Annotated in this window: 24 protein-coding genes and 1 pseudogene; 16 read left to right on the top strand and 9 right to left on the bottom strand. The window is 71.7% G+C overall.

Features of this window, described 5'->3' with window-relative positions:
• Positions 1-3: 3 nt before the first annotated feature.
• Positions 4-1,023 (top strand): aldo/keto reductase, encoded by a 1,020-nt coding sequence (locus PV342_RS08090; RefSeq protein ID WP_018556758.1) that lies wholly within the window; start codon positions 4-6, stop codon positions 1,021-1,023.
• On the opposite strand, the gene PV342_RS08095 is transcribed toward PV342_RS08090, so the two are convergent.
• From PV342_RS08095 to PV342_RS08105, 3 genes are read right to left on the bottom strand one after another with little or no spacing between them, the layout of a single operon-like run.
• Positions 984-1,772 carry a DUF4429 domain-containing protein gene (locus PV342_RS08095; protein WP_360999206.1) on the bottom strand — a complete coding sequence of 263 codons (789 nt, stop codon included), beginning with the start codon at positions 1,770-1,772 and terminating at the stop codon, positions 984-986. The two genes, PV342_RS08090 and PV342_RS08095, sit on opposite strands and share 40 nt — an antisense overlap.
• A gap of 54 nt (positions 1,773-1,826) precedes the next feature.
• The gene (locus tag PV342_RS08100) at positions 1,827-3,023 is read right to left on the bottom strand and encodes an alpha/beta hydrolase (RefSeq protein ID WP_386993618.1); all 1,197 of its coding nucleotides are present in this window, start codon (positions 3,021-3,023) and stop codon (positions 1,827-1,829) included.
• Between the two features lie 53 nt (positions 3,024-3,076).
• Positions 3,077-3,760 (bottom strand): TetR/AcrR family transcriptional regulator, encoded by a 684-nt coding sequence (locus PV342_RS08105; protein WP_018556761.1) that lies wholly within the window; start codon positions 3,758-3,760, stop codon positions 3,077-3,079.
• 106 nt (positions 3,761-3,866) lie between these two features.
• Here PV342_RS08105 and PV342_RS08110 point away from each other — a divergent pair, with 106 nt between their 5' ends.
• Positions 3,867-5,468, top strand: coding sequence for an MFS transporter (locus tag PV342_RS08110; RefSeq protein WP_018556762.1), 1,602 nt, complete (start codon positions 3,867-3,869; stop codon positions 5,466-5,468).
• 104 nt (positions 5,469-5,572) lie between these two features.
• Positions 5,573-5,950: a peptidase inhibitor family I36 protein gene (locus PV342_RS08115; RefSeq protein WP_329188089.1), complete on the top strand. Its 378-nt coding sequence runs from the start codon at positions 5,573-5,575 to the stop codon at positions 5,948-5,950.
• A gap of 80 nt (positions 5,951-6,030) precedes the next feature.
• Here the strand turns inward: PV342_RS08115 and aceE are convergent, their stop codons facing one another.
• On the bottom strand, positions 6,031-8,772 hold the full coding sequence (gene aceE, locus PV342_RS08120) for a pyruvate dehydrogenase (acetyl-transferring), homodimeric type (RefSeq protein WP_500316322.1): 2,742 nt from the start codon (positions 8,770-8,772) through the stop codon (positions 6,031-6,033).
• Between the two features lie 406 nt (positions 8,773-9,178).
• Between aceE and PV342_RS08125 the strand changes: the two genes are divergently transcribed.
• From PV342_RS08125 to PV342_RS08150, 6 genes are all read left to right on the top strand, one after another.
• Positions 9,179-9,619 (top strand): DUF3052 domain-containing protein, encoded by a 441-nt coding sequence (locus tag PV342_RS08125; protein WP_026250565.1) that lies wholly within the window; start codon positions 9,179-9,181, stop codon positions 9,617-9,619.
• Positions 9,620-9,756: 137 nt separating this feature from the next.
• Positions 9,757-10,215 (top strand): peroxiredoxin, encoded by a 459-nt coding sequence (locus PV342_RS08130; RefSeq protein ID WP_026250566.1) that lies wholly within the window; start codon positions 9,757-9,759, stop codon positions 10,213-10,215.
• Positions 10,216-10,288: 73 nt separating this feature from the next.
• Entirely contained in the window at positions 10,289-10,864 is a 576-nt protein-coding gene (locus PV342_RS08135) for a TerD family protein (protein WP_018556767.1), read from the top strand.
• A 62-nt stretch (positions 10,865-10,926) separates the two neighbouring features.
• A complete protein-coding gene (locus tag PV342_RS08140) occupies positions 10,927-11,502 on the top strand; it encodes a TerD family protein (RefSeq protein ID WP_018556768.1) in 576 nt (191 codons plus the stop codon).
• Between the two features lie 16 nt (positions 11,503-11,518).
• Entirely contained in the window at positions 11,519-12,661 is a 1,143-nt protein-coding gene (locus PV342_RS08145) for a DUF475 domain-containing protein (RefSeq protein WP_018556769.1), read from the top strand.
• 82 nt (positions 12,662-12,743) lie between these two features.
• Entirely contained in the window at positions 12,744-13,475 is a 732-nt protein-coding gene (locus tag PV342_RS08150) for a TerD family protein (protein WP_400801744.1), read from the top strand.
• A 25-nt stretch (positions 13,476-13,500) separates the two neighbouring features.
• Here PV342_RS08150 and PV342_RS08155 read toward each other — a convergent pair whose 3' ends face one another.
• Positions 13,501-14,427, bottom strand: a complete 927-nt coding sequence (locus PV342_RS08155; protein ID WP_500316326.1) for a TerD family protein — start codon at positions 14,425-14,427, stop codon at positions 13,501-13,503.
• Between the two features lie 228 nt (positions 14,428-14,655).
• Here PV342_RS08155 and PV342_RS08160 point away from each other — a divergent pair, with 228 nt between their 5' ends.
• Genes PV342_RS08160 through PV342_RS08170 form a run of 3 tightly spaced genes read left to right on the top strand, consistent with a single transcriptional unit; the run spans position 14,656 to position 19,120 of the window.
• The gene (locus PV342_RS08160) at positions 14,656-15,822 is read left to right on the top strand and encodes an HpcH/HpaI aldolase/citrate lyase family protein (protein WP_386993612.1); all 1,167 of its coding nucleotides are present in this window, start codon (positions 14,656-14,658) and stop codon (positions 15,820-15,822) included.
• 29 nt (positions 15,823-15,851) lie between these two features.
• The gene (locus PV342_RS08165; RefSeq protein WP_500316328.1) at positions 15,852-18,296 is read left to right on the top strand and encodes a phosphoribosyltransferase; all 2,445 of its coding nucleotides are present in this window, start codon (positions 15,852-15,854) and stop codon (positions 18,294-18,296) included.
• Positions 18,293-19,120: an HAD family hydrolase gene (locus tag PV342_RS08170; protein WP_329188095.1), complete on the top strand. Its 828-nt coding sequence runs from the start codon at positions 18,293-18,295 to the stop codon at positions 19,118-19,120. The genes PV342_RS08165 and PV342_RS08170 overlap by 4 nt, the downstream gene beginning before the upstream one ends.
• Here the strand turns inward: PV342_RS08170 and PV342_RS08175 are convergent.
• On the bottom strand, positions 19,101-19,745 hold the full coding sequence (locus PV342_RS08175; protein ID WP_500316330.1) for a nucleoside/nucleotide kinase family protein: 645 nt from the start codon (positions 19,743-19,745) through the stop codon (positions 19,101-19,103). The genes PV342_RS08170 and PV342_RS08175 overlap by 20 nt on opposite strands.
• Positions 19,746-19,767: 22 nt before the next feature.
• On the opposite strand from PV342_RS08175, the gene PV342_RS08180 reads away from it, so the two are divergent.
• From PV342_RS08180 to PV342_RS08190, 3 genes and pseudogenes are all read left to right on the top strand, one after another.
• Entirely contained in the window at positions 19,768-20,427 is a 660-nt protein-coding gene (locus PV342_RS08180) for an O-methyltransferase (protein WP_500316332.1), read from the top strand.
• Positions 20,428-20,447: 20 nt separating this feature from the next.
• Positions 20,448-20,672 carry an FmdB family zinc ribbon protein gene (locus PV342_RS08185; RefSeq protein ID WP_018556777.1) on the top strand — a complete coding sequence of 75 codons (225 nt, stop codon included), beginning with the start codon at positions 20,448-20,450 and terminating at the stop codon, positions 20,670-20,672.
• Positions 20,673-20,685: 13 nt separating this feature from the next.
• A pseudogene (locus PV342_RS08190) lies at positions 20,686-20,985 on the top strand (phosphotransferase); the annotation flags it as partial.
• On the opposite strand, the gene PV342_RS08195 reads toward PV342_RS08190, so the two are convergent.
• From PV342_RS08195 to PV342_RS08205, 3 genes are all read right to left on the bottom strand, one after another.
• Complete coding sequence (locus PV342_RS08195; RefSeq protein ID WP_500316334.1) at positions 20,903-22,147, bottom strand: hypothetical protein; 1,245 nt, start codon at positions 22,145-22,147, stop codon at positions 20,903-20,905. The pseudogene PV342_RS08190 and the gene PV342_RS08195 sit on opposite strands and share 83 nt — an antisense overlap.
• 90 nt (positions 22,148-22,237) lie before the next feature.
• Entirely contained in the window at positions 22,238-23,005 is a 768-nt protein-coding gene (locus tag PV342_RS08200) for a DUF4097 family beta strand repeat-containing protein (protein ID WP_500316336.1), read from the bottom strand.
• 137 nt (positions 23,006-23,142) lie between these two features.
• A complete protein-coding gene (locus PV342_RS08205; RefSeq protein ID WP_360999236.1) occupies positions 23,143-24,564 on the bottom strand; it encodes a family 2B encapsulin nanocompartment shell protein in 1,422 nt (473 codons plus the stop codon).
• A gap of 534 nt (positions 24,565-25,098) precedes the next feature.
• Here PV342_RS08205 and PV342_RS08210 point away from each other — a divergent pair.
• Entirely contained in the window at positions 25,099-25,767 is a 669-nt protein-coding gene (locus PV342_RS08210) for a DedA family protein (RefSeq protein WP_360999238.1), read from the top strand.
• The last annotated feature ends 94 nt before the right edge of the window (positions 25,768-25,861 follow it).

A 25,861-nucleotide genomic window follows, 5' to 3' on the forward strand; every position in this document is an offset into this window, starting at 1 on the left:
CAGATGAGCGACAACAACGAGCCGATCGCCAAGGTCACGCTCGGTACGGGCGGCCCCCTGGTCGGCGTGCAGGGCCTGGGCTGCATGGGCATGAGCGAGTTCTACGGTCCCACCGACGAGGCCGCCGCCCGCGCCGCCCTCGACGCGGCGCTGGACCTCGGGGTCACGCTCCTCGACACCGCAGACGTGTACGGGATGGGCGCCAACGAGGAGTTCATCGCCCCCTTCGTGCGCGAGCACCGCGACGAGATCACCCTCGCCACCAAGTTCGGCATAGCGCGGAAGGCGGACGACACGCGGTACCGGGGCGTGCGCAACGACCCGGAGTACATCCGCCATGCCGTCGACGGCAGCCTGCGCCGCCTCGGCGTGGACGTCATCGACCTGTACTACATGCACCGCCGCGACCCCGCCGTGCCGCTGGCCGAGTCCGTCGGCGCGATGGCCGAGCTGGTGCGGGCCGGCAAGGTGAGGCACCTGGGCCTGTCGGAGGTGACCGGGGCCGAGCTGCGCGAGGCGCACGCCGTGCACCCGATCGCGGCCGTGCAGTCGGAGTGGTCGCTGTTCAGCCGGGACGTCGAGATCTCGCTGACCGGTGCCGCCGCCGAGCTGGGAGTGGCCCTCGTGCCGTACTCCCCGCTGGGCCGGGGTTTCCTGACCGGCTCCTTCCAGGACGCCTCCCAGCTGTCGGCGGACGACTTCCGCCAGTACCAGCCCCGCTTCTCCGGGGAGAACGCCAAGCGCAACCTCGACCTGCTGGAGCCGCTGCGCCGGGTCGCCGAGGCGCACGGCGCCACACCCGCCCAGATCGCCCTGGCCTGGGTGCAGCAGCGGGCGCAGGTGCACGGGCTGACCGTGGTGCCGATCCCGGGCACCCGAAAGGCCGAGCGTCTGCGGGAGAACACCGCCGCCACCCGGATCGTCCTCGACGAGGCGGAACTGGGCCGGCTGGAACCGCTCGCCGGGCAGGTCGCGGGCGACCGCTACCCGGACATGTCGTCCACGTCGGCGGCGCGCGAGTAGCCGTCCCGGTCCAGGGCGGGCCGCGTTCGAGCGGCCCGCTGGACCGCCGCCACGACCGCCGCCGCCAGCGGCAGCGACTCGTGGACGAGGCCGTAGCCCAGGCCGAACACCACGGTCGCCGGGTCGTCGTCGGGGTTGCCGGCGTGGTGGCCGTCGGCGTCGCGCGGCAGCAGCCGCAGGTGACCGCCGAGCATCTCGGGGGAGCGCCAGTCGACCCCGGACAGCTCGGCGACCGGGAAGTGCTGGTCACCGGCCTTCCACTTGGCCGTCGAGGCGCCCGTCCAGAACCAGCGGAAGGACACCGTCTCGCCGTCGAAGGACGCCTTGCCGTCGTACGCCTTGAACGACTGGGGTGCGGACGGCACCTCCACGAGGTGGCGCGGGGCCGGTTCGGCGTCCGAGCCGCCCCCGGCCGCGCCGATGGCGGACAGCAGCTCCTCGGCGTAGTACTCGGCGAGCAGCTCCCGCTCGGCGGGCAGCACCAGCCGGTAGGGGTCGGCGGCCTCCTTGAGCTGGCCCTTCGCGGCCTCCATCAAGGGATCGGCGCCCCGCCGCGGGAGCGCGCGCAGCACGACGGTGCCGCGCCGCCCCGGGCCCAGCTCGACGCCCGCCAGGGCCTCGTACGGGACACGCCGCCGTCCCAGGGTCTGCAGCAGCTTCGAGTTGCGCATCCCCCGCTCGTAACGGATGAGCACCGCATCGGCATCGAACTCCCATACGGCGTTGGATCCGGCCAATACGTCACCCATACGGGTCATCGTAGGCGGCGTCGCGATTTCGGGAACCGGCCGGGCACGGCCGGACTAGGCCACGCCCGCCGTGCAGTCGCTGCCGTCGGCGCACCGGACGTCCGGGTAGCGGCCGAGGGCGATGCTGGTGAAGTTGGCGAGGCTGTCGGTGCCGGGGCGGAAGTAGCCCGCGTGCCCCTCGGCGGCCTCGGATGTCACCACGCGGGCGCCGAAGGCGCGGGAGACCGGGTCGGCCCCGTGGCCGAGCCCGGCGAACTCCATGTGCGGCACGTCGCCGATCCAGTCGGTGCTGTCCCGCGTGGCCCACACCCGGGCGGCCGTGCCCAGGTCGGCCGCCTTGTCCACCCGCATACCGGGGCTGCCGAAGACGGCGATGTCGGAGACCCGCCCGGAGGGCAGGTCGGGGGCGGCGACGCCGCACAGCACCGAGCCGTAGGAGTGGCAGAACAGCGAGACGCTGCCGTGCGCCGGCAGGGACCGCACCAGTGCGGCCAGCCGGACGGCGCCCTGCTCGGCCAGTTCGCCGGTGGAGGCGTCCAGGCCGACGCCCTGCGGGGTGGTGTAGTCGGCCCAGGCGATGACGGCCGTGCGCGTGCGCGGAGCGGCGGCGTGCTCGGCTGCGTACAGCGAGCCGGCCATGCCGACGGGGGCGCGGGCCGGATCGTCCTCGCGTTCGAAGGAGAGCACGTCAGTGTCGACCCCGGGCACGACGAGCGACACCCGTTCGGCGGTGCCGAGGTCGCCGAAGACCTCGGCCGCCCGGCCGCGGCCGGTGGGGTCGAAGGCGAGGATCTGCCGTTTGCCGTCCAGCAGGGAGGCGTAGCGGTCGGCGCGTTGCGCGGCGTCCTGGCGGCCCTCGGCGGTCAGCAGGGAGCTGCGCGAGCGGGCGGTCTCCTGGGCGCGGGCCGTGACGAGCGAGCGCCGGTTGGCCTGGTAACGCACGGCGACCGGGGCGCCGTTGAGGTTGCCGACGACGAGCGGATAGCGGTGGGCGAGCAGCTTGGCGCCGTCCGGTCCGACCGAGGCGAAGAAGCGCGCGATGACGCCCGGGGCCGCCTGGGGGTCCGGGAGCGGACGTCCGCCCACCGAGCCGTGCCGCCACGCGGCAGTGGCCACCGCCAGCGCGTCCCCGCCGCCCTTGTGGTGGCGCAGCGCGGTCCAGCCGGTGGTCGCCAGCATCACGAAGACCACGGCCAAGGCCAGAAGGGCGCGCAGGGAGGGGGAGCTGAAGCGCTCGTCGACGAGGTTCACTGGGGGACACCCTAGGAGACGCCGGAGACCCCCGAGGCGCGCCGTGACCCAAGTCACGTTTGGAACAAGGAGATTCCGGACACACCCTGGTGTTCGTCCCACGGTTGTGCGAGGACGGGGACCAGCAGGTCCAGGTGCTCCTCGGTGGTCCGGCGGATGGACTCCACGCTGGTCTCGTCGCCGTCGCCCCACAGGCGCTGGGCCACCCGGATGACCCCGCCGACGGCCGCCACGAGCACCCGCGGCCGCGGGTCGGCCGGGTCCAGGCCCTCGCGGGCGGCGATGACCGAGGCGAGCCGTCCCTCGACGAGCGCCGAATGGCGCATCTGGGCGGACAGCAGCGTCGGCGTGGACTCGATCACGCGGTACATCGCCATGTACGTGGGCAGCGGTACGACGGCGGCGATCACGGCGCTGATGCTGTGCCAGGACTCGTCCAGCGCGGCGCGCAGCGCCTCGAAGGGCGGTTCGCCGGCCGGGCGTTCGGCCACCGCGGTGACGAAGGCCTCCTCGACGCTGTCCTCCAGTGCGAGCGCGACCTCCTCCTTGCCCGCGAAGTAGCGGAAGAAGGTGCGCTGCGAGACCTCGACCTCCGCGGCGATCTCGTCGACGGTCGTGCGCTCGTAGCCCTTGACGACGAACAGCTCGATCGCGGCCCTTATGAGTGCGTCGCGCGTGCGCTGTTTCTTGCGTTCGCGCAGGCCGCACACGGGCGTCGCGCGTATCGCATGCTTCATCTGCCGTCCACCTCCAGGGGCCCCCACGATACTTTGGTGCTTCCTGACAGTTACCGACGGATGACTGCTTTGGTCAAATGTCAGACGCTGCCATAATCTCTTGTCCATGACCCAAGGCTCCGTCGTCACCGACAAGGCCCCGGACTCGATACCGGCGCCTTCCAAGAAACCCCTTCGCGGCCACCCCTGGCTGACCCTGTTCTCGGTCGCCATCGGCGTCATGGTGGTGGCGCTGGACGGCACGATCGTCGCCGTCGCCAACCCGGCCATCCAGGCCGACCTGGGTGCCTCCCGTGAGCAGATCCAGTGGATCACCACCGGCTACATGCTGGCCCTGGCGGTGTCGCTGATCACCGCGGGCAAGCTCGGCGACCGCTTCGGCCACCGCCAGACCTTCCTCGTCGGCCTCGCCGGCTTCGCCGTCACCTCCGGCCTGATCGGCGTGTCCAGCGGCGTCGGCATGGTGATCGGCCTCCGCGTGCTGCAGGGCGTCTTCGGCGCGCTGCTGCAGCCGGCCGCGCTCGGCCTGCTGCGCGCCACCTTCCCGGCCGAGAAGCTCAACATGGCCATCGGCATCTGGGGCATGGTCATCGGTGCCTCCACCGCCGCCGGGCCGATCGCGGGCGGTCTGCTGGTCGAGCACGTCAACTGGGAGTCGGTCTTCTTCATCAACGTGCCCGTGGGTCTGGTCGCGCTGGTCCTGGGCCTGGTCATCCTCAAGGACGTGCGCGCCGAGAACGCGCCGCGGTCCTTCGACGTCCCCGGCATCCTGCTGCTCTCCGGCGCGATGTTCGGCCTGGTGTGGGGCCTGATCAAGGCTCCGGAGTGGGGCTGGGGCGACCCGCTGACCCTGGGCTTCCTGGCCGGCTCGGTGCTGCTGTTCGTCCTGTTCGCCCTCTGGGAGACCAGGGCCTCCGAGCCGCTGATCCCGCTGCGGATGTTCCGCTCGGTGCCGCTGTCCGCGGGCACGGCGCTGATGGTGCTCATGGCCTTCGCCTTCCTGGGCGGTCTGTTCTTCGTCACCTTCTACCTGCAGAACGTCCACGGCATGTCGGCGGTGGAGTGCGGCGTCCACCTGCTGCCGCTCACCGCGATGATGATCGTCAGCTCGCCCGTCGCCGGCGCGCTCATCACCAAGTTCGGCCCCCGGGTTCCGCTGGTCGGCGGCATGGTGTGCACGGCGGTCGCCATGTTCGGCATGACCGGGCTGGAGGCGGACTCCGGCACCGGCGTCATGTCCCTCTGGTTCGCCCTGCTGGGCCTCGGCCTGGCCCCCGTGATGGTCGGCGCCACCGACGTCATCGTCGGCAACGCCCCGCTGGAGCTGTCCGGCGTGGCCGGCGGCCTCCAGGGCTCCGCGATGCAGGTCGGCGGCAGCCTCGGTACCGCCGTACTGGGCACGATCATGGCCTCGCGGGTCGACAGCGTGCTGCCCGAGAAGTGGGCCGGCGCCGGCCTGCCCCCGCTGAAGGGCGAGCAGGCCGCGCAGGCCGCCGACGCGGTCGTGGTCGGTGTGCCGCCCGTCGCCAAGGACACCCCGGCCGAGGTGGTCGCCCTGATCACGAAGGTCACCAACGAGACCTTCCTCTCGGGGATGGGTCTGGCCTTCACCGTCGCCGGCGTGGTGGCCGCCTTCGCCGCGGGCATCGCGTTCCTGACCAAGCGCGGCGTCAACGCGGACGCCGCCGGCGGCGGGGTGCACATCTGACACCGGACGATTCCCTATCCGGGTGAACGAGGCCCGGGGCCCTTGGCGGCCCCGGGCCTCGCCGTCCACCGTGGAGCTCCGACCACCACGGGGGAGTGATCCACATGCGCAGTGCCGTCCTGACCCTTGCCCTGGCCGCGGCAGCCGCGGCCCTGGCCGCCCCGGCGCCGCCCGTAGCGGCCGCCCCCGCGGCGGCCGGCCCCGCGGGGCGCTGCGACCCCGGGGAGCTGTGCCTGTGGGACAGGCCGGGCTACCGCGGGGCACGCCTGGTGCACGAGCTCGCCGACACCGACGTCAACTCCTGCGTGCCGCTGCCGCCGGGGACGTCCGCGAAGTCGTTCGTCAACCGGACCCGCAAGCTCGTGACGACCTACCAGAGCGCCGAGTGCTCCACCGAGGGCGACTTCGTGACGTTCCCCTCCGGTACCTGGGTGCCGGAGTCCCGGCACACCGTCCGCGCCTTCCAGATCGTCGACCAGTGACACGAGCCCGCGGGGAGCCGGGAAAGGCAGGGGCCCCCGCCGCGCGGAAGCGCGACGGGGGCCCGGTCGGGCAAACGGTGTTACGCGTCGCCGCCCGCGGCGCCGGGGTCGGCGGCGGCGACGTCGAGCAGCTGGTAGCGGTCGATCGCCTGCTTCAGCACGGAGCGGTCGATCTTCCCCTCCTTGGCGAGCTCGGTGAGCACGCCGAGGACCACCGACTGGGCGTCGATGTGGAAGAACCGGCGCGCCGCGCCACGGGTGTCGGCGAAGCCGAAGCCGTCGGCACCGAGCGACTGCCAGGTGCCCGGCACCCAGCGGGAGATCTGGTCCGGGACGGCCCGCATCCAGTCCGAGACGGCCACGAACGGGCCCTCGGAGCCGCTGAGCTTCTGCGTCACGTACGGGACGCGCTGCTCCTCCTCCGGGTGGAGCAGGTTGTGCTCCTCGACCTCCACGGCGTCGCGCCGCAGCTCGTTCCAGGAGGTCGCGGACCACACGTCGGCCCGGACGTTCCACTCCTCGGCGAGGATCCGCTGGGCCTCCAGTGCCCACGGCACGGCCACGCCGGACGCCAGGATCTGCGCCGGGATGGCGCCCGCCTCGGCCGTCCGGTACCGGTACAGGCCCCTGAGGATGCCCTCGACGTCCACGTTCTGCGGCTCGGCCGGCTGGACGATCGGCTCGTTGTAGACGGTGAGGTAGTAGAAGACGTCCTCGTTCGCCTCGGGGGTCCCGCCGTACATGCGGCGCAGACCGTCCTTGACGATGTGCGCGATCTCGAAGCCGAACGCGGGGTCGTACGAGACGACGGCCGGGTTGGTCGAGGCCAGCAGGTGCGAGTGGCCGTCGGCGTGCTGCAGGCCCTCACCGGTGAGGGTGGTGCGGCCCGCCGTGGCGCCCAGCACGAAGCCGCGCGCCAGCTGGTCGGCCATCTGCCAGAACTGGTCGCCGGTCCGCTGGAAGCCGAACATCGAGTAGAAGACGTAGACCGGGATCAGCGGCTCGCCGTGGGTCGCGTAGGACGACCCGGCGGCGATCAGCGACGCGGTGCAGCCCGCCTCGGAGATGCCGTCGTGCAGCATCTGGCCGGTCGGGGACTCCTTGTACGCCAGCAGCAGCTCGCGGTCGACGGACTCGTACGTCTGGCCCAGCGGGTTGTAGATCTTGGCCGACGGGAAGAGCGAGTCCATGCCGAAGGTGCGGTACTCGTCGGGGGCGATCGGCACGAAGCGCTTGCCGATCTCCTTGTCCCGCATGAGGTCCTTGAGCAGCCGGACGAAGGCCATCGTGGTGGCGATCGTCTGGTTGCCGGAGCCCTTGCGGGTGCCCGCGTAGGCCTTGTCGTCCGGCAGCGCCAGCGGCTTCGCGCGCACGACGCGGGTCGGGACGTAGCCGCCCAGGCCCTTGCGCCGGTCGTGCATGTACTGGATCTCCTCCGAGTTCCGGCCCGGGTGGTAGTACGGCGGGGCGCCGGACTCCAGCTCCTTGTCGGAGATCGGCAGGTGCAGCCGGTCGCGGAAGCGCTTGAGGTCGTCGACCGTCAGCTTCTTCATCTGGTGGGTCGCGTTGCGGCCCTCGAAGTTCGGGCCGAGCGTCCAGCCCTTGACCGTCTGGGCCAGGATCACGGTCGGCTGGCCCTTGTGCTCACGGGCCGCCTTGTACGCCGCGTAGATCTTGCGGTGGTCGTGGCCGCCGCGGCCCAGGTGCAGGATCTGGTCGTCGGTGAGGCCCTCGACCATCTTCCGCAGCCGGTGGTCGTCACCGAAGAAGTGGTCGCGGATGTACTCGCCGGTCTCGGTGGCGTAGGTCTGGAACTGGCCGTCGGGCGTGGTGTTGAGCTTGTTCACCAGCACGCCGTCGCGGTCCTGCGCGAGCAGCGGGTCCCAGGTCCGGTCCCAGATCAGCTTGATGACGTTCCAGCCGGCGCCACGGAACTGCGACTCCAGCTCCTGGATGATCTTGCCGTTGCCGCGCACCGGGCCGTCGAGCCGCTGCAGGTTGCAGTTGACGACGAAGGTGAGGTTGTCCAGGCCCTCGCGGGCGGCCAGGGAGAGCTGGCCGAGCGACTCGGGCTCGTCCATCTCGCCGTCGCCGAGGAACGCCCACACGTGCGACTGCTCGGTGTCGGCGATGCCGCGCGCCTGCAGGTAGCGGTTCATCCGGGCCTGGTAGATCGCGCCCAGCGGGCCGAGGCCCATGGAGACGGTCGGGAACTCCCAGAAGTCCGGCATGAGCCGCGGGTGCGGGTAGCTCGACAGGCCGTACGGCGCCTTGGACTTCTCCTGGCGGAACGCGTCGAGCTGGGTCTCGGAGAGCCGGTCCAGCAGGAAGGCGCGGGCGTACACACCGGGGGAGGCGTGGCCCTGGAAGAAGATCTGGTCCCCTCCCTTGCCGTCGTCCTTGCCCCGGAAGAAGTGGTTGAAGCCCACGTCGTACAGGGAGGCAGAGGAAGCGAAGGTGGCGATGTGCCCGCCGACGCCGATACCGGGCCGCTGCGCCCGGGACACCATGACCGCCGCGTTCCAGCGGGTCGCGTTGAGGATGCGCCGCTCGATGTCCTCGTTGCCGGGGAAGAACGGCTCGTCCTTGGTGGCGATGGTGTTGACGTAATCCGTGCTGCGCATCTCGGGCACGGCAACCCGCCGCTCGCGGGCTCGCTCGATCAGGCGGAGCATGAGGTAGCGGGCGCGCTCGCGTCCGCGCTCGTCGACGGCGGCGTCAAGCGAGTCGAGCCATTCCGCCGTCTCCTCGGGATCGAAATCCGGGACCTGGCTGGGAAGGCCGCCAATGATGATCGGGTTGCGATCTGATCCGGAAGCCACGCTATTCCTTCGCTTCTAGGGTCTTGCTCTGCTGGGTCGCGCCGCCTCCATCGTGTACCGCGCGTTCGGGATACGTCATCTCTACTGAGTGGTAACCATCACTAAGTGAGACAGACCCCTCTTACAGACCCTCTTGAGGCTCACGCATGGCTGTCCGGTGGCCGTTCGACCAAACCGCAACTCTACGCCCACTCGGACGTACGACCGACCGCAACCCCGATTCGGGAGAAATCCTGGCATAGTGGAGTGAGCCACGTCACCCCTCACGGTTCGGGTTGCGGTGACACGTCAACGTTTGGGCGGGATGGGCGGCTGGGTACTTGCGCGAACCGCCGCGCCCGTGTGGACTACCGCCCATAACCCCGCACAGGAGCGGGAAGACAACCCCCATGACAGGAGGCAGAGCGTGAGCGCGACCGCGGGCCACGCGGAGGAGCAGACCAACCCGGCAAGCCGGCTTGGTTTTGAGCCCGGACAGGTGGTCCAGGAGCTCGGCTACGACGACGACGTCGATCACGAGCTCCGTGAGGGTATTGAGGGGATCACGGGCGAAGAACTCGCGGACGAGGAGTACGACGACGTCGCCGACGGCGTCATCCTCTGGTTCCGTGATGATGACGGCGATCTGACCGACGCCCTGGTCGACGCCACGTCCGCCATCGACGAGGGCGCCCAGATCTGGCTCATGACCCCGAAGACCGGCCGTGACGGGCACGTCGAGCCGAGTGACATCGGAGAGGCCGCGCAGACCGCCGGCCTGGCTCAGACCAGCAGTGTCAACGTCTCCAAGGACTGGACCGCCAGTCGTCTGGTGACTCCCAAGACGGCGAAGGCCGGCAAGCGCTGAACCCTGGCGACCGGCACCGCGCCCCCGTGACCGAGCGTCGCGGGGGCGCCTCGCATGGGGTGCCCGTGGCGGTGCGAGACTGACGGCGGGGCCCGCCGCGGGTCCCGTTCACCGTCCACCGGAGAGGTGTGTCCACCATGGTGCTCGCCGTAGGCGACCAGGCTCCCGACTTCGCGCTGCGGGACCAGCACGGCCGGACCGTGCGGCTGTCCGACTTCAGGGGCGCCAAGAACGTCGTGCTGCTCTTCTTCCCCTTCGCCTTCACCGGGGTCTGCACGGGCGAACTGTGCGCGCTCCGCGACGAACTGCCGGCCTTCCAGAACGACGAGGTCCAGCTGCTCGCGGTCTCCAACGACTCGATGCACACCCAGCGCGTCTTCTCCGACCAGGAGGGCCTGGAGTACCCGCTGCTGTCCGACTTCTGGCCGCACGGCGAGGTCTCCCGGGCCTACGGCGTCTTCGCCGAGGACAAGGGCTGCGCGGTGCGCGGCACCTTCGTCATCGACAAGGAGGGCGTGGTCCGCTGGACCGTCGTCAACGGCCTGCCGGACGCCCGTGACCTGAACGACTATGTCAAGGCGCTCGAAGCCCTGTAGTCCTGGGGAACCGGGTACTAACCTCAGGGCGTTGATCCTGATACGAGCAGCACGCGATGACATGGGAGGACTCGTGGGAGTCAGCCTCAGCAAGGGTGGCAATGTATCGCTGACGAAGGAGGCCCCCAACCTCACGGCCGTCATCGTCGGCCTCGGATGGGACGCCCGCACCACCACGGGCTCGGACTTCGACCTCGACGCCAGTGCCCTGCTCACGGGCACCGAGGGCAAGGTCCTCTCCGACCAGCACTTCGTCTTCTTCAACAACCTCAGGAGCCCCGACGGCTCCGTGGAGCACACCGGTGACAACATCACCGGTGAGGGCGAGGGGGACGACGAGCAGATCAAGGTGAATCTGGCCGGTGTGCCGGGCGAGGTCGCCAAGATCGTCTTCCCGGTGTCGATCTACGACGCCGAGACCCGTCAGCAGTCGTTCGGCCAGGTGCGCAACGCGTTCATCCGCGTCGTCAACCAGGCCGACGACAGGGAACTGGCCCGCTACGACCTCACCGAGGACGCCTCGACCGAGACGGCGATGGTCTTCGGAGAGCTCTACCGGCACGGTGCGGAATGGAAGTTCCGGGCCATCGGCCAGGGTTACGCGTCCGGCCTGCGCGGCATCGCGCAGGACTTCGGCGTCAACGTCTGATTCGCCGGGGTCGCGCGGTCCGCGTCCGGCGGGCCGCGAGCCCCGCGGGGGAGGAGAACAGCATGGGCGTGACGCTCGCCAAGGGAGGCAACGTCTCCCTCACCAAGGCCGCACCCAACCTGACCAGCGTGCTGATCGGGCTCGGGTGGGACGCGCGCTCCACCACCGGGGCGCCCTTCGACCTGGACGCCAGCGCCCTGCTGTGCGCCTCGGGCCGGGTGCTCGGCGACGAGTACTTCGTCTTCTACAACAACCTCAAGAGCCCGGAGGGCTCGGTCGAGCACACCGGCGACAACCTGACCGGCGACGGCGACGGCGACGACGAGGTCCTGCTGGTGGACCTGTCCGCCGTACCCGAGCGGGTCGACAAGATCGTCTTCCCGGTCTCCATCTACGAAGCCGACGCCCGCGGCCAGACCTTCGGTCAGGTCAGCAATGCCTTCATCCGGGTGGTCAACCAGACCGACCAGAGCGAACTGGCCCGTTACGACCTCTCCGAGGACGCCTCGAGCGAAACGGCGATGATCTTCGGCGAGCTGTACCGATACGGCGGCGAATGGAAGTTCCGAGCCGTTGGCCAGGGGTATGCATCAGGGCTCCGGGGCATCGCCCTAGACTTTGGGGTCAACGTTTCGTAAAGGGATTGGATATCCAGTGCTCCTCCGAACTTTCGGCTGGTCGTTCGGTGTCACCGCCGCCGGCCTCGCCCTCGCCGGTTATCTGTGGGGTGCGGAGGGGCTTGCCCTCGTCGCCATCCTGTCGGTGCTGGAGATCTCGCTCTCCTTCGACAACGCGGTGATCAACGCCGGCATCCTGCGGAAGATGAACGCCTTCTGGCAGAAGATCTTCCTCACCATCGGCATTTTGATCGCCGTCTTCGGCATGCGCCTCGTCTTCCCGATCATCATCGTGTCGATCACGGCGAAGCTGGGCCCCATCGAGGCCATCGACCTGGCGATCAACAACAAGGAACAGTACGAGCACCTCGTCACCTCCGCGCACCCGGCGATCGCCGCGTTCGGCGGGATGTTCCTGTTGATGATCTTCCTCGACTTCATCTTCGAGGAGCGTGAGCACAAGTGGCTCGCCTGGCTGGAGAAGCCCCTCTCCAAGCTCGGCAAGCTCGACACGCTCTCCGTCGTCGTCGCGCTGGTCGCACTGCTGATCACCGCCACCACCCTCGCCACCGCCGTCCCGCACGGCGGGGGCGACAAGTCCTCCACGGTGCTGCTCTCCGGCATCGGCGGCCTCATCACCTACCTCGTCGTCGGCGGCATCTCGGGCTACTTCGAGGACAAGCTGGAGGACGAGGCCGAGGAGGCCGACGAGGAGCTCGAGGAGATGAGCTCGGGCGGCAAGCCGGCCGGCAGCGGCGCCTCGGCCGTGGGCCTGGCGGGCAAGGCGGCGTTCTTCCTCTTCCTCTACCTCGAGGTCATCGACGCGTCGTTCTCCTTCGACGGCGTCATCGGCGCGTTCGCGATCTCCAACGACATCTTCATCATCGCCCTCGGCCTCGGCATCGGTGCGATGTACATCCGGTCGCTCACCGTCTACCTGGTCCGCAAGGGCACCCTGGACGACTACGTCTACCTGGAGCACGGCGCGCACTACGCGATCGGCGCGCTGGCGGTCATCCTCCTGGTCACCATCCGGTTCGAGATCAACGAGGTCATCACCGGCCTCATCGGCGTCGTCCTGATCGGCGCCTCCTACTGGTCGTCGGTGGTGCGGAACCGCCGTCTCGGGGAAAGCTCCGAGCAGCGGGACGACAAAGCGGAGGTGACGAGCGGGGTCTGACCCCCGTCTCGTCACGGCAGACGGCTCACGCCGCCCCTCGCCGCCCGGCGGGGGGCGGCCTGCGTCCTGGGGAGGGACGGACATGTGGAACTTCCTGCGGCCGAGCGGCGGCATCAACACGCAGTTCGACATGGCGAACGCGCACACCATCGAACTCACCCGGCGGCACCAGGTCGTGTCCCTGTCCAAGCAGGGCGCGGCCGTCGGCAATCTGCGCATCAACCTGTCCTGGCAGATGCGCACCTCCGACACCGGCGGCTGGAACCAGCGCAGCGGCTCCTGGCTGAGCCGCCAGATGCACCTGTTCAAACCGGAGCCCGTACAGGCCGCCGGCCCCGCCATGGTCAACGTCGACCTCGACCTGGCGTGCATGTACGAGCTGGCCGACGGCACCAAGGGCGTCGTGCAGCCGCTCGGCAGCTTCCTCGGCGACCTCGACGCACCGCCGTACATCCAGATGACCGGTGACGACCGCTTCGGCGGCTCGTCCGGCGAGACGCTCTACATCAACCTCGACAAGCACGAAGAGTTCAAGCGCATGCTCGTCTTCGTCTACATCTACGACGGCACGCCGGCCTTCGACCGCACCCACGCCAAGGTGGAGATCTTCCCTACTTCGGGCCCGCGGATCGAGATCCCGCTGGACGAGCGCGAACCGCAGGCCCGCTCGTGCGCCGTGGTGCTCATCGAGAACAAGAAGGGCGACCTCACCGTGCGCCGCGAGGTCAAGTACGTCTACGGCTTCCAGGCCGAGCTCGACCGGCTCTACGGCTGGGGCCTGCAGTGGGGCCGCGGCTACAAGACCAAGGTCTGACCGCGCGGCCCCGTGCCGGGAACGTTCAGCGGCGTTCCTGGAACTGCGGGCCCATCGGCGGCAGCCGGAACCCCTGCACCGGCTGCGGGTAGCCGTACGCCGGGGCCGGGGCCGGGGCCGGGGCGGGGGCCGGGACGGGCTGCTGCGGCGGGTAGCCGTAGCCGTGGGCCGGGGCTGCCACGGTGGGCTGCGGTTCCTGCGGGTAGCCGTACGCCGGGGCGGCCACCGTCGGCTGCGGTTCCTGCGGGTAGCCGTAGGCGGGCGGCGCGGCGGGCTGCGGGGGCACAGGCGCCGGGGCCTGCAGGGTGTACGCGTCCGGCTCGCCGGTCACCGCGACGGTCGGCGGCACGGGCTGCGGCACCGCGGCCTCGCCCTCCGGCCGCGGCGGCGGCGCCTCGTCGAGGTCGCCCTCCTCCACGGTGATGCCGAACTCGGTGGCCAGGGCCTCCAGCCCCGAGGTGTAGCCCTGCCCCAGCGCACGGAACTTCCAGCCGCCCGCCCTGCGGTACAGCTCGCCGCAGATCAGCGCCGACTCGTCGCCCGTGTCGGGGACGACGTCGAAGAGCGCCAGCGGCTCGGCGTCGGCGCCCGAGGCCGTGTCGTAGAGCAGCACCGTCAGGTCGGAGACCAGGGCGAAGGGGCCGCCGTCCGAGGAGGCCGCGACGACCACGCGCTCCACGCCCGCCTCGAGCGCGGTCAGGTCCACCTCGACCGCGTCCGTCAGCCCGGCCGGCTCGCTGCGTTTGGGCAGGTGCCGGGCGGCGCCCCCGGGGTGCCGGGGCTGGTTGTAGAAGATGAAGTCCTCGTCCGAGCGCACCCGGCCGTCCGCGCCCAGCAGCAGCGCCGAGGCGTCCACGTCCGGCACACCCGCCCCCGGGCTCCAGCGGAGCACCGCCCGCACCGCCGAGGCCGTCACCGGGATGTTGGAGCCCTTCACCATCGCCTGCGTCATGCGCGTAATCCTGCCCTCCCGGGGGCCGCGTCCACAACGCGGGGCGTGTGACGGGTGTGCCGCAGGGGAGGGATGCGGACAGGCCGACATGTACCGGACCCGAGGGGGTTACCTGATTTTCACGTACGCCGGGAACGTCCGCAGGGGGGTCGCGCGTACGATAATCGGCCACACGGCGTCGGGGGACGCTTCCCACCTCTCCAACCACCACCTGCCACGGGGGAACGCATGCGCCACTTCGGGCACCTCGCACCGGACGTACGGGACGAGCTCTTCCACCGGGAGCCCGCGGAGTTCACCGCGGCCTCGCCGGCCGGCACGCTGGCCGTCGCCCTCGGCGCCACCCTCTACTGCCCCGCCACGCGGCTGCGGCTCGCCGACGACGTGCTCAAGCAGGCCGCGCGCGGGGTCGTCTCGATGGTGCTGTGCCTGGAGGACTCCATCGACGACCGCGAGGTCGAGACCGCGGAGGAGAACCTCGTCCGCCAGTTCGGGGAACTGTCCCACCGGATCCCCGACGGCGACCCCCCGCTGCTCTTCATCCGCGTCCGCACCCCGGGCCAGATCACCGACCTCGTGCGCCGGCTCGGCGACGACGTGTCCCTGCTCTCCGGGTTCGTGCTCCCCAAGTTCACCGAGGAGTCCGGGGTCCCCTTCCTGGAGGCCCTCGCCGCCGCCGAGGCGGACTGCGGACGGCGGCTGTTCGCCATGCCGGTCCTGGAGTCCCCGCAGCTGCTCCACCTCGAGACCCGCACCGAGACGCTGTACGGCATCTCCCGCACCGTCGACAAGTACCGCGACCGCGTCCTCGCGCTGCGGCTCGGCGTCACCGACTTCTGCTCCGCCTACGGGCTGCGCCGCTCGCCCGACATGACCGCCTACGACGTCCGCATCGTCGCCTCGATCATCGCCGACGTGGTCAACGTCCTCGGGCGCGCCGACGGCACCGGCTTCACCATCACCGGACCGGTCTGGGAGTACTTCAAGCACTCCGAGCGCATGTTCAAGCCGCTGCTGCGGCAGAGCCCCTTCGTCCCCGCGGCCGTCGACCTGCGCGAGGCCCTGATCCAGCGGGACATGGACGGGCTGCTGCGCGAGATCGAACTGGACCGGACGAACGGCCTGCAGGGAAAGACCTGCATCCACCCCTCGCACGTCCAGCCCGTGCACGCGCTCAGCGTCGTCTCCCACGAGGAGTGGAGCGACGCGGCCGACATACTCCACGAGGACCGCAGCGGCGGGGGCGTGCTGCGCTCGGCCTACACGAACAAGATGAACGAGGTGAAGCCGCACCGCGCCTGGGCCGAACGCACCGTGCGGCGCGCCGAGGTCTTCGGCGTGGCGCGGGAGGAGATCGGCTTCGTCGAGCTGCTCTCCGCGTGCGTGCCGTCGTGACCGGCTACGAGAGGGAGAGTGCCGAACGCATGGCAGTGGAGCACGTCTGGTCCGGGCAGTGGGTCGCCGACCGCCTCGGTGTCACCCTGCGGGGAGAGGGCCTGGGCGGACTGCTCGGCCTCGCCCTGCGCCGCAACCCCAAGCGGGCGCACCTGCTGGTCTCCAATGTGCTGGGCAAGCACGTGCCGCAGCGCCCGCGGGTCGTCTACGACGCCGGGTACGGGCTCGGCGTGCGCGTACGGGAGCTGCTCGGCGAGGAGGAGGCGGCCCGGGCCGTGGTGCTCGGCTACGCCGAGACCGCGACCGGCCTCGGGCACGCCGTGGCCGACGGCCTCGGCGTCGCCCCGTACCTGCACTCCACGCGGCGCCCCGTGCCCGGGGTCGAGGCGGTCGGCGGCTTCGAGGAGGAGCACAGCCACGCGACCTCGCACCTGCTGCTGCCCGAGGACGCCGGCCTGCTGGCCGGGGACGGGCCGCTGGTGCTGGTCGACGACGAGTTCTCGACCGGCCGGACGGTGCTCAACACGGTGCGGGCGCTGCACGCCCGCCACCCCCGGCGCCGGTACGTCGTGGTCGCCCTGGTCGACATGCGCTCGGACGCCGACCGCGCGCTGCTCGCCCGCTTCGCGGCGGATCTCGGCGCGGGCGTCGACGTCCTCGCCCTGGCCTCGGGCACGGTCGGCCTGCCGGACGGGGTGCTGGAGCGGGGCCAGGCGCTGGTGGCCGCGCACGGCGCCGCCGCACCCGCGCGCCTGGCCCCGGCCGTGGCGCCGCACCGGGTGCACCTGGACTGGCCCGCCGGGCTGCCCGACGGCGGCCGGCACGGCTTCACGCCCGCGCACCGCGCGCGGCTGGAGGCGGCGCTGCCCGCGATGGCGGCACGCCTGGCGGAGGGCCTGACAGGGGGCCTGACAGGGGGCCTGAGCGCCGTCGGTGAGGGACCGGCACCCCGCGTCCTCGTCCTCGGCAACGAGGAGCTGATGTACGCCCCGCTGCGGCTGGCCCAGGCCCTCCAGGAGGCCCTGCCCGCGGTGGAGGTGCGCTTCTCCACGACGACCCGTTCGCCGGTCCTGGCCGTGGACGACCCGGGGTACGCGATACGTACCCGGATCACCTTCCCCGACCACGACGACCCGGCCGACGGGCCCGGCGAGCGCCATGCGTACAACGTGGCGGGCGCCGGCTTCGACGCCGTCGTCGCCGTCGTGGACAGCGCGGGCGACACGCCCGCCCTGCACGCTCCCGGAGGACTGCTCGCGCAGCTCGCCGGCCACACCGAAAGGCTCCTGCTGGCCGTGGTGCCCTCGTACGAACCCCGTCCGCCCGCCCCGACGCTCCCGGAGCCGCTGCGCGGGCCCGCGTTCTCCTCGTACGCGCCCGACGAGGTCGGCTGGCTGCTGAAGGACCTCTCCGACGCCGAACTGGAGGCGCCCACCGAGGAGCGCGAGGAGGCCATCCAGAGCGGCGGGGCGCACTACGCCGAGTCGCTGCCGGTGGAGTACCAGCCCAGCGCGGAGTACCAGGAGCTGTTCCGGAACGCGCTGGCGGACTCCGCCGGCCGGATCGCCCGCGCCGTCGGCGCCGTGACCGAACTGGTGCTCGCCGAACGCGGCCCGCAGGCCGTCCTGGTGTCGCTGGCCCGCGCGGGCACCCCGGTCGGTGTGCTGATGCGCCGCTGGGCGCGGCACGCGCACGGCCTGGACCTGCCGCACTACGCGGTGTCCATCGTCCGCGGCCGGGGCATCGACACCACCGCCCTGCGCTGGCTGGCCGAACACCACGACCCCGCACGGGTGGTGTTCGTGGACGGCTGGACGGGCAAGGGCGCCATCACCCGTGAACTGGCCGACGCGGTGGCCCCGTTCGGGGGCTTCGATCCGGAGATCGCGGTGCTGGCCGACCCCGGGTCGTGCGTTCGCACCTTCGGCACCCGCGACGACTTCCTCATCCCGTCCGCGTGCCTGAACTCGACCGTCTCCGGGCTGGTCTCGCGCACCGTGCTGCGCGCCGACCTCATCGGCCCCGACGAGTTCCACGGCGCCAAGTTCTACCGCGAGCTGGCCGGCTCGGACGTCTCCGGCCTCTTCCTCGACGAGGTCTCGGCCCGCTTCGGCGCCGTGGCCGACGAGGTCGCCCGCGACGTCAAGGAGCTCCAGGCCGGCGACCGCACGCCCACCTGGGAGGGCTGGGCCGCGGTCGAGCGGATCAGCGAGGAGTACGGGATCGGGGACGTCAACCTGGTCAAGCCCGGCGTCGGCGAGACCACCCGGGTGATGCTGCGCCGCGTGCCGTGGCGGGTGCTCGCCCGGCGCGGCGCGGGAGCCGACCTGGCGCACATCCGGCTGCTCGCCGAGCAGCGCGGCGTCCCGGTGGAGGAGGTGGACGACCTGCCGTACTCGTGCGTCGGGCTGATCCACCCGCGCTTCACCCGGGGCGCGACCGGCACGGACGGCAAGGCGGTGGAGGCCAAGTGAAGCAGCGCCCGGAGATCGTGAAGTCCCTCGTCGCCAGCGACCTGGACCGCACCCTCATCTACTCGCCCTCGGCCCTGGCCCTGTCCATGGCGGACGAGGAGGCGCCGCGGCTGCTGTGCGTCGAGGTGCACGAGGGCCGGCCGCTGTCCTTCATGACCGAGACCGCCGCCGCGCTGATCCAGCGGCTCGCGGCCGCCGCGGAGTTCGTCCCCGCCACGACCCGCACCCGCAAGCAGTACCGGCGCATCAACCTGCCGGGCCCGGTCCCGCGGTACGCGATCTGCGCCAACGGCGGGCACATCCTGGTCAAGGGCCACACCGACCACGAGTGGAACGCCGAGATGCGCCGCCGCCTCGCCGAGGGCTGCGCGCCGCTGGACGAGGTCCGCGCGTACATGGCGCGCACCGCGGACGAGTCCTGGCTGCGCAAGGAGCGTGTCGCCGAGGACCTGTTCGTCTACCTGGTCGTGGAGCGCTCGCTGCTGCCCGAACTGTGGGTGAAGGACCTCGCCGAATGGGCGGAGGAGCGCGGCTGGACGGTCTCCCTGCAGGGCCGCAAGGTCTACGCCGTGCCCAAGCCGCTCACCAAGTCCGCGGCCCTGGCCGAGGTCGTCCGCCGCACCGGCGCCGACCACGTGCTCGCCGCGGGCGACTCCCTCCTGGACGCCGAACTGCTGCTCGCCGCCCACACCGCCTGGCGTCCCGGCCACGGCGAACTCGCCGACACCGGCTGGGGCGCGCCGCACGTCGACGCGCTGGCCCTGCCGGGCGTCGCGGCGGGGGAGGAGATCCTGCGCCGGATGCTCAGCGTGGCGCGCCGCTGACCCCGTCCGGCCGCACCACCCGCGTGCACGCGCTGCGCGTCGCCTCGACGCGCAGCGCGTTCGGCCGTTCGCTGGCCTCGATGAAGGCCCGGGCCTCCGCCTCCGTGCGACCGCCCGTCACATGCCGCGCCAGCAGCCGCTCCTCGCGGACCGCGGGATCGGTCTCGACGAACCACAGCTCGTCCAGCAGGTCCCTGACCTCGTGCCAGCCGGCGGCGTCGTCGGCCAGGTAGTTCCCCTCCGTCACCACCAGCCGGGCCTGCGGCGGCACGGCGATCCCGGCCGCGACCGGCTCGTCCAGGACCCGGTCGAAGTCCGGCGCGTAGACGGTGCCGGCCTGCCGGGAGCGCAGCCGCCGCAGCAGATGGACGTATCCGTCCACGTCGAAGGTCTCCGGCGCGCCCTTGCGGCCGCGCAGCCCGAGCCGGTCCAACTGGGCGTTGGAGAGGTGGAAGCCGTCCATCGGCACGTACGCCGCCGTGCCCGCGCCGAGGCGCGCGTCGACCGCCTCCACCATCGCCCGGGCCAGGGTCGACTTGCCCGCCGCGGGCGCGCCCGCGAGCCCCAGCAGCACCCGCCTGCCTGGCATGCTGGGCACCAGGGCGAGGACGTCATCCACGTACATGCCGCCACCTTAAGGAGCAGCCGTGCACGAGACCAAGAACCCGCAGCTCACGCCCGAACTGTACGCGTATGTCCTCGACCACAACCCGCCGCTGGACCCGGTGCAGGAGGAGCTGGTCGAGGTCACCCGCGCCCGCTTCGGTGCCGCGGCGGCCATGCAGTCGGCGCGCGAGCAGGGCCCGCTGCTGGCCTTCCTGGTCCGGCTGATCGGGGCCCGGCAGGTCGTCGAGGTCGGCACCTTCACCGGATTCTCCGCGCTGTCCATGGCGCAGGCGCTGCCCGCGGACGGGCGGCTCATCGCCTGCGACGTCTCCGAGGAGTGGACCGCGGTCGCCCGGCAGGCCTGGGCCAAGGCCGGTGTCGCCGACCGTGTGGACCTGCGGATCGCGCCCGCGCTGGACACGCTGCGGGCGCTGCCGCGCGAACCGTGGATCGACCTCGTCTACCTCGACGCGGACAAGGGCAGCTACGTCGCCTACTGGGAGGAGCTGGTGCCGCGGATGCGGCCCGGCGGGATCATCGCCGCCGACAACACGCTCTACCACGGGCGGGTTGTGGACCCGCACGCCACGGGTGACACGGCGGGGATCCGGGCGTTCAACGACCGTGTCGCGTCCGACGAGCGCGTCGAGGCGCTGCTGCTGACCGTGGCGGACGGGCTGACCCTGGCGCGCAGGCTGTGAGCCGTGGTTAATCTGTGCCCATGCCCCGTTACGAGTACCGCTGCCGCTCCTGCGGCACCACGTTCGAGCTGAGCCGCCCGATGGCCGAGTCCTCCGCACCGGCGGAGTGCCCCGCCGGGCACGACGACACCGTCAAGCTCCTGTCGACGGTCGCGGTCGGCGGCACCGCCGCCGCCTCAGGGGCGGCGGCGCCCCGCCCGGCCGCGGGCGGCGGGGGCTGCTGCGGCGGCGGCTGCTGCGGCTGACGGGCCGCGGCACCGGAACCGTTCGCGGGACGCTGCCGCCGGGCGGGAACTCACCCCGCCGGAGCGGACCCAGGCCCGCAGGCCTGCCGCCCGCCCGCCCGCGCTCGTCGCGGACCCGGACGCCTGCGGGCTGCCGCACACCGTGGTGCATTGCGACTTCCACCCGGGGAACTGGCGCTGGGACGGGCGGCGCGTCGTGAGTGGCGCGGCGGCGGGGTGGCCGAGGGCGGCTAGGCCCGCCCCGTGGCGCGGTCCTCGCGGATCGCGGCGACGACCCGGCCGGCCGTCTCGCGCACCGCCGCCGTCTCCGTGAGGAAGTGCCACCAGTCGGGGTGCCGGCCCTGGATGCCTTCGACGGCGCGGTCGAGCCGGGCGACCGCCTCGTCGAGGGGGCGCGCGTGCCGCTGCTCCGGTGTCGTGCGGCCCTGCATGGCCAGCCGCTGCGCGTCCCGGACGGCGAACCGGGTCCGCTCGATCTCGCCCTGCGGGTCCTTGCTGACCTCGTTGAGCCGCCGCAGCCGGTCGCCGGCCGCGGACACCGCCGCGTCGGCGTCGTCGAGCAGCGCCCGCACCGTGCCGAGCAGGGCCGTCGCGTCCGGCCAGCGCTGTTCGTCCCGGGCCTTCGCGGCCTCCTGGAGCTTCTGCTCCGCGCGCCCCACGGCCTCCGTCGACCGCTCCGGCACGTGCTGCAGGTCCTGCCAGCACGCCATGCTGAAGCGGCGGCGCAGCTCGCTGAGGACCGGATCGACGCCCTCCGTGCGGGTGGCCAGGGCCTGGGTCCGGGTACGCAGCGACACGATCCGCTTGTCGATCTCACGGGACCGCTCGGGCAGCCGCTCGGCCTCGGCGCGGATGGCCTCGGCCGTGCGCAGCACCTCGTCGCCGCGCCGGATGGTCTCCTGGACGCCGTGCGTTCCGGCGCCCTGGTTGAGCTTGGTCAGCTCCGGGCCGAGGGCGGCCAGCCGGGCCGCGAGGTCGTCCGCGCGCAGGCCCGAGGCCCGTACGGCGTCCAGCGCGTTGGACGCGGCGAGCAGCGCCTGCCGGGCCCGTTCCACGGCCGGGGCGAGACGGGCGAGCTGGGTCTCGGCCTTGTCCAGCAGCGGGCCGAGCCCCCGGGCGAAGGCGTCCAGGTCCTTCCTGGCACGGACCAGGTCGTCCTTCGCCTTGGTGAGCTCGTTGCGGGCACGGGCCGCCGTGGCGGCCTCCAACTCGTCGCGGTCCAGGTCGTAGGCGTCGACCGCCGCGATGTACGCGGCGCTGACCTGGTCGATGCGTTCGCCCAGCGCCCGGAAGTCCTCGCTCGCGCGCCGTGCGGCGGGGGAGCTGTCGACCGCGGTGATGGTCTCTATGGAGATCACCAGGTCGCGCTGGGTCGTGTCCAGCTCGTAGAACGCCTCGGCGGCGGCGTCCTTCGCGGCCTGGGCGTCGGCGCGCAGATTGTCCCCACGCCGCCACCACGAGCGTGCCGTCGTCACAGTCGCCCTCTCCCGCAGGTCCGCCGCCGGTGGTTGTCCGCTCCAGTCTCCCACCTGGCTGGGACGAATACACGGGCCGGGCGGTTGCGGTCAGCGGCCGGCTTCCGTGACGCTCACCGAGCCGTCGCCCGTACGGACCGTCACGACGTGGCCGCTGGTGTCGTCGCGCGGCACGTCGACGCTGACGTGCCCGTCGCCCGAGCGCGCGGAGACCTTGTAGCTCTGGTGGGGCAGCGCGACGCTGACCCGGCCGTCGCCGCTCGTCGCCTCGACGAGGTCGGGCACCTTGTCGAAGGCCAGCTTCACCGAGCCGTCCGAGGTGTGGGCGCTGACCTCGCGGGAGTCGATGCCGCCCGCGTCGATCCGGCCGTCGCCGCTGGAGAGCCGGAGCGGTCCGGTCACGTCCCGGACGACGACCGAGCCGTCGCGGGTGGTGAGGTCCAGCGGGGTGCTGAAGCCGCTCGCCTCCACGCTGCCGTCGCCGTTGACCACCGTCAGGCGGACTCCGCGCGGCACCAGCACCTCGTGGCGCACCGAGCAGTCCTGCACCGCGCCCTGGCACTTGGTGCGGAAGGTCAGGGTGTGGCCGTTCATGGACCAGGTGGCCTTCGGGGTGTCGCCGAACACGGCCCAGCCGTCGAACCAACGGGTGACCCGGACCTCCTTCACGTCGGCCGGCCTCACCACGACCTTGCTGTCGGAGGAGTCGATGGTCAGCTCGCTCCCGTCGAGCGCGAAGCCCTTGCGCTCCGGCTCGCTGTCGTCGGAGGCGTTCGCGCAGGCGGACGCCGTACCGATCAGCGCCACGACGCCCGCGGCGGCGGCGAATGTCCTCAACGTGCGGGTGCTCTTCGTCATACCCAGGACGCTACGGAGGGCCCGTTGTGCCCGGAATCAGGCCGCCCACCGGAAGCGGGGTGGGGAAAACCCCCGCCACGTCCGGGGGTTCCGCGAGCACGCGGCCGCCGCTCCCGGCGACCGCGTGCTCGCCGGGGTCACGCGCCGGGACGCGCGATGTCCACGTTCTCCAGGACGCCGAGGGCGTCGGGGACGAGGACGGCCGCGGAATAGTAGGTGCTGACGAGATAGGAGATGATCGCCTTCTCGTCGATGCCCATGAAACGCACCGAGAGGCCGGGCTCGTACTCGTCCGGAATTCCCGTCTGGTGCAGGCCGATCACACCCTGGTTGTCCTGGCCGGTGCGCATCACCAGGATCGAGGTGGTGTTCTCGCGGGAGATCGGGATCTTGTTGCAGGGGAGGATCGGGATTCCACGCCACGAAGGCACGTGCTGGCCGTGGAAATCGATGCTGTGCGGCACGAGACCGCGGCTGTTGAATTCCCTCCCGATCGCCGCGATGGCCCGCGGATGGGCCAGCAGATACTGGGCGTTGCGGCGCCGGCTGATCAGTTCGTCGAGGTCGTCGGGGGTGGGCGGACCGGAGTGCGTGGTGATGCGCTGCCGGTAGTCGGCGTTGTGCAGGAGCCCGAACTCCCGGTTGTTGACCAGTTCGTGCTCCTGCCGTTCGCGCAGTGCCTCGATGGTCAGCTTCACCTGCTGCTCGACCTGGTTGTAGGGCTGGTTGTACAAATCGGCGACGCGGGTGTGGACCTTCAGCACGGTCTGGGCGACGCTCAGCTCGTATTCGCGCGGGGAGAGGTCGTAGTCCACGAACGTGCCGGGCAGGTCCGGTTCCCCGACGTGGCCCGAGGCCAGTTCGATGGCCTTCTCGCCGTACTTGTTCTGCGCCTGCTGGGTTCCGGTGACGAAGCCCGCGACGTGCTCGCGCAGCCCGTCGGCCTGCTGCATGACGGACTGGAAGGCCTGGCGCGGCAGCGCGAGCGCGGTGACCGGCGTGGCCGCCTTGGCGGTGTACTCCCAGGTGCTGTCGGGGCCCGCCAGGCCCTCGGAGCCGAAGTGGTCGCCGTCGGCGATGCTGCCGATCACGCCCTCGCCGTCCCACTTGGCCGGGGCCAGCTTGTTGATCTTGCCGTGGGCGACGAGGAAGACGTGGTCGGCCGGTTGCCCGGCGGCCACGATCGTCTCGCCGGCCGCGTACTCACGTTGCTCGAACTGCCCGGCGAGCGAGGCCAGTACCGCCTCTTCGGTGAAGCCGCGCAGCAGCGGCAGTTCGCCGAGCTCCGCCGGGATCACCCGGACCTCGGAGCCGGTCTGGACGAAGTCCACCCTCCCGTCGCCCACCGAGTAGCTGAGCCTCCGGTTGACCCGGTAGGCGCCGCCGGCGGCCTCGACCCACGGCAGCACCCGCAGCAGCCAGCGTGACGTGATTCCCTGCATCTGCGGCGCGGATTTGGTGGTCGTCGCCAAATTCCGCGCGGCAGCGGTGCCCAGACTCCGCTGAGACTGGCCGTTCCCCGTCGCTGCCTCCGACGCGACACCCGGCTCAACCGTCATGAATGGTCCTTCCCTTGCGGCCTGATGGCCCACGCCCACAAAGGCGCGGTTAGAGCAATCAATTCATGCTGAAACGAGGTTTGTTGTGCGGTGGTCCCCCTGCCTTCGGCCGCTTTCCCCTCGGAAACTACCCACCGGGTGGAGTGCCCTGCACTCACTCATTCGGGTGAGCGTGGATTTCCGGGCCGCCGGAGGAGGCCGGCCGGCTCGCGGGCGCACTCGTGTGCGACTTCGCGTGCGGCTTCGACTGCGGACCGGCGGGACGTCGAATGTGTGGCATGTCCATGATGTGAACCCGGGCCTGGGCGGAACATCTCGTTCCGGGGACGTTCTGTCCTCCCTCCCGGTTAATCGCGTGCTATTCCCGATGCTCACCATCGAAGATGAGGAAAACGTCACGCGCCCCCGAGGGGATCACAGGAGCATGGCTGGCGTACGCTGTACGGCTGAGAGCGGATCGCAGAAGAACCGCTTCTGCGCGATACCGCCCCACACCCCGGAGGCGCCGCGCACTCGCCAGGAGAGGAGGACGCGGTGTTCATCGGAGCAGGTTCCCTGTTCGATTCACCGTGGATCTACGCCCTGGTAGCCGCGTCCATCGTGCTCGACGTATTCCTGCCGGTGATGCCGAGCGGCGTCCTGCTGATCTCGGCCGCCACGGCCGGCACGGCCGCCGGGGGCAACGACCTCCTCGACGTGCTCGCCCTCCTGGGCTGCGCGGCCGTCGCCTCCACCCTCGGCGACCTCGCCGCGTACCGACTCGCCTGGCGTGGCGGCGACTGGATCGACCAGCACGTGGCGCACTCCCGCCGCCTCTCCACCGCCCAGGAGATCCTCGGTGCGGTCCTGTCCCGCGGCGGCGGCGCGCTCGTCGTGCTCGCCCGCTTCGCCCCGGCCGGCCGCTCCGTCGTGAGCCTGAGCGCGGGTGCCGCGCACCGCCGCATCCGCGAGTTCCTGCCCTGGTCGGCGCTGGCCGGCCTGGCCTGGGCCGCGTACAGCGTGGGACTCGGTTACGCGGGCGGTCAGTGGCTCGGCGCCGGCTGGCTCGGCACCGCCACCTCCGCCGTCGCCCTGGTCGGCTCCGGCTCCCTCGCCGCGTACGTCTTCCGCCGGGAGCGCCGCGCCCAGACGGTCGTCCCGGTGACGCTGCCCGCGCAGGCCTCGGTCACGCCCGAGCGGGCCGCCGTCGCCGAGGCCCTCTGAGCCGTACCGGACCCGCCCCGGGTGGGCGCCGCCGATGGGCGGCCCGACACCAGCCGTGACAGCATCGGTACGGACATCCACCGGTCTGGGGGGC

It is taken from the genome of Streptomyces sp. PA03-3a, from assembly GCF_033792735.1.
Taxonomy (GTDB): Bacteria; Actinomycetota; Actinomycetes; order Streptomycetales; family Streptomycetaceae; genus Actinacidiphila.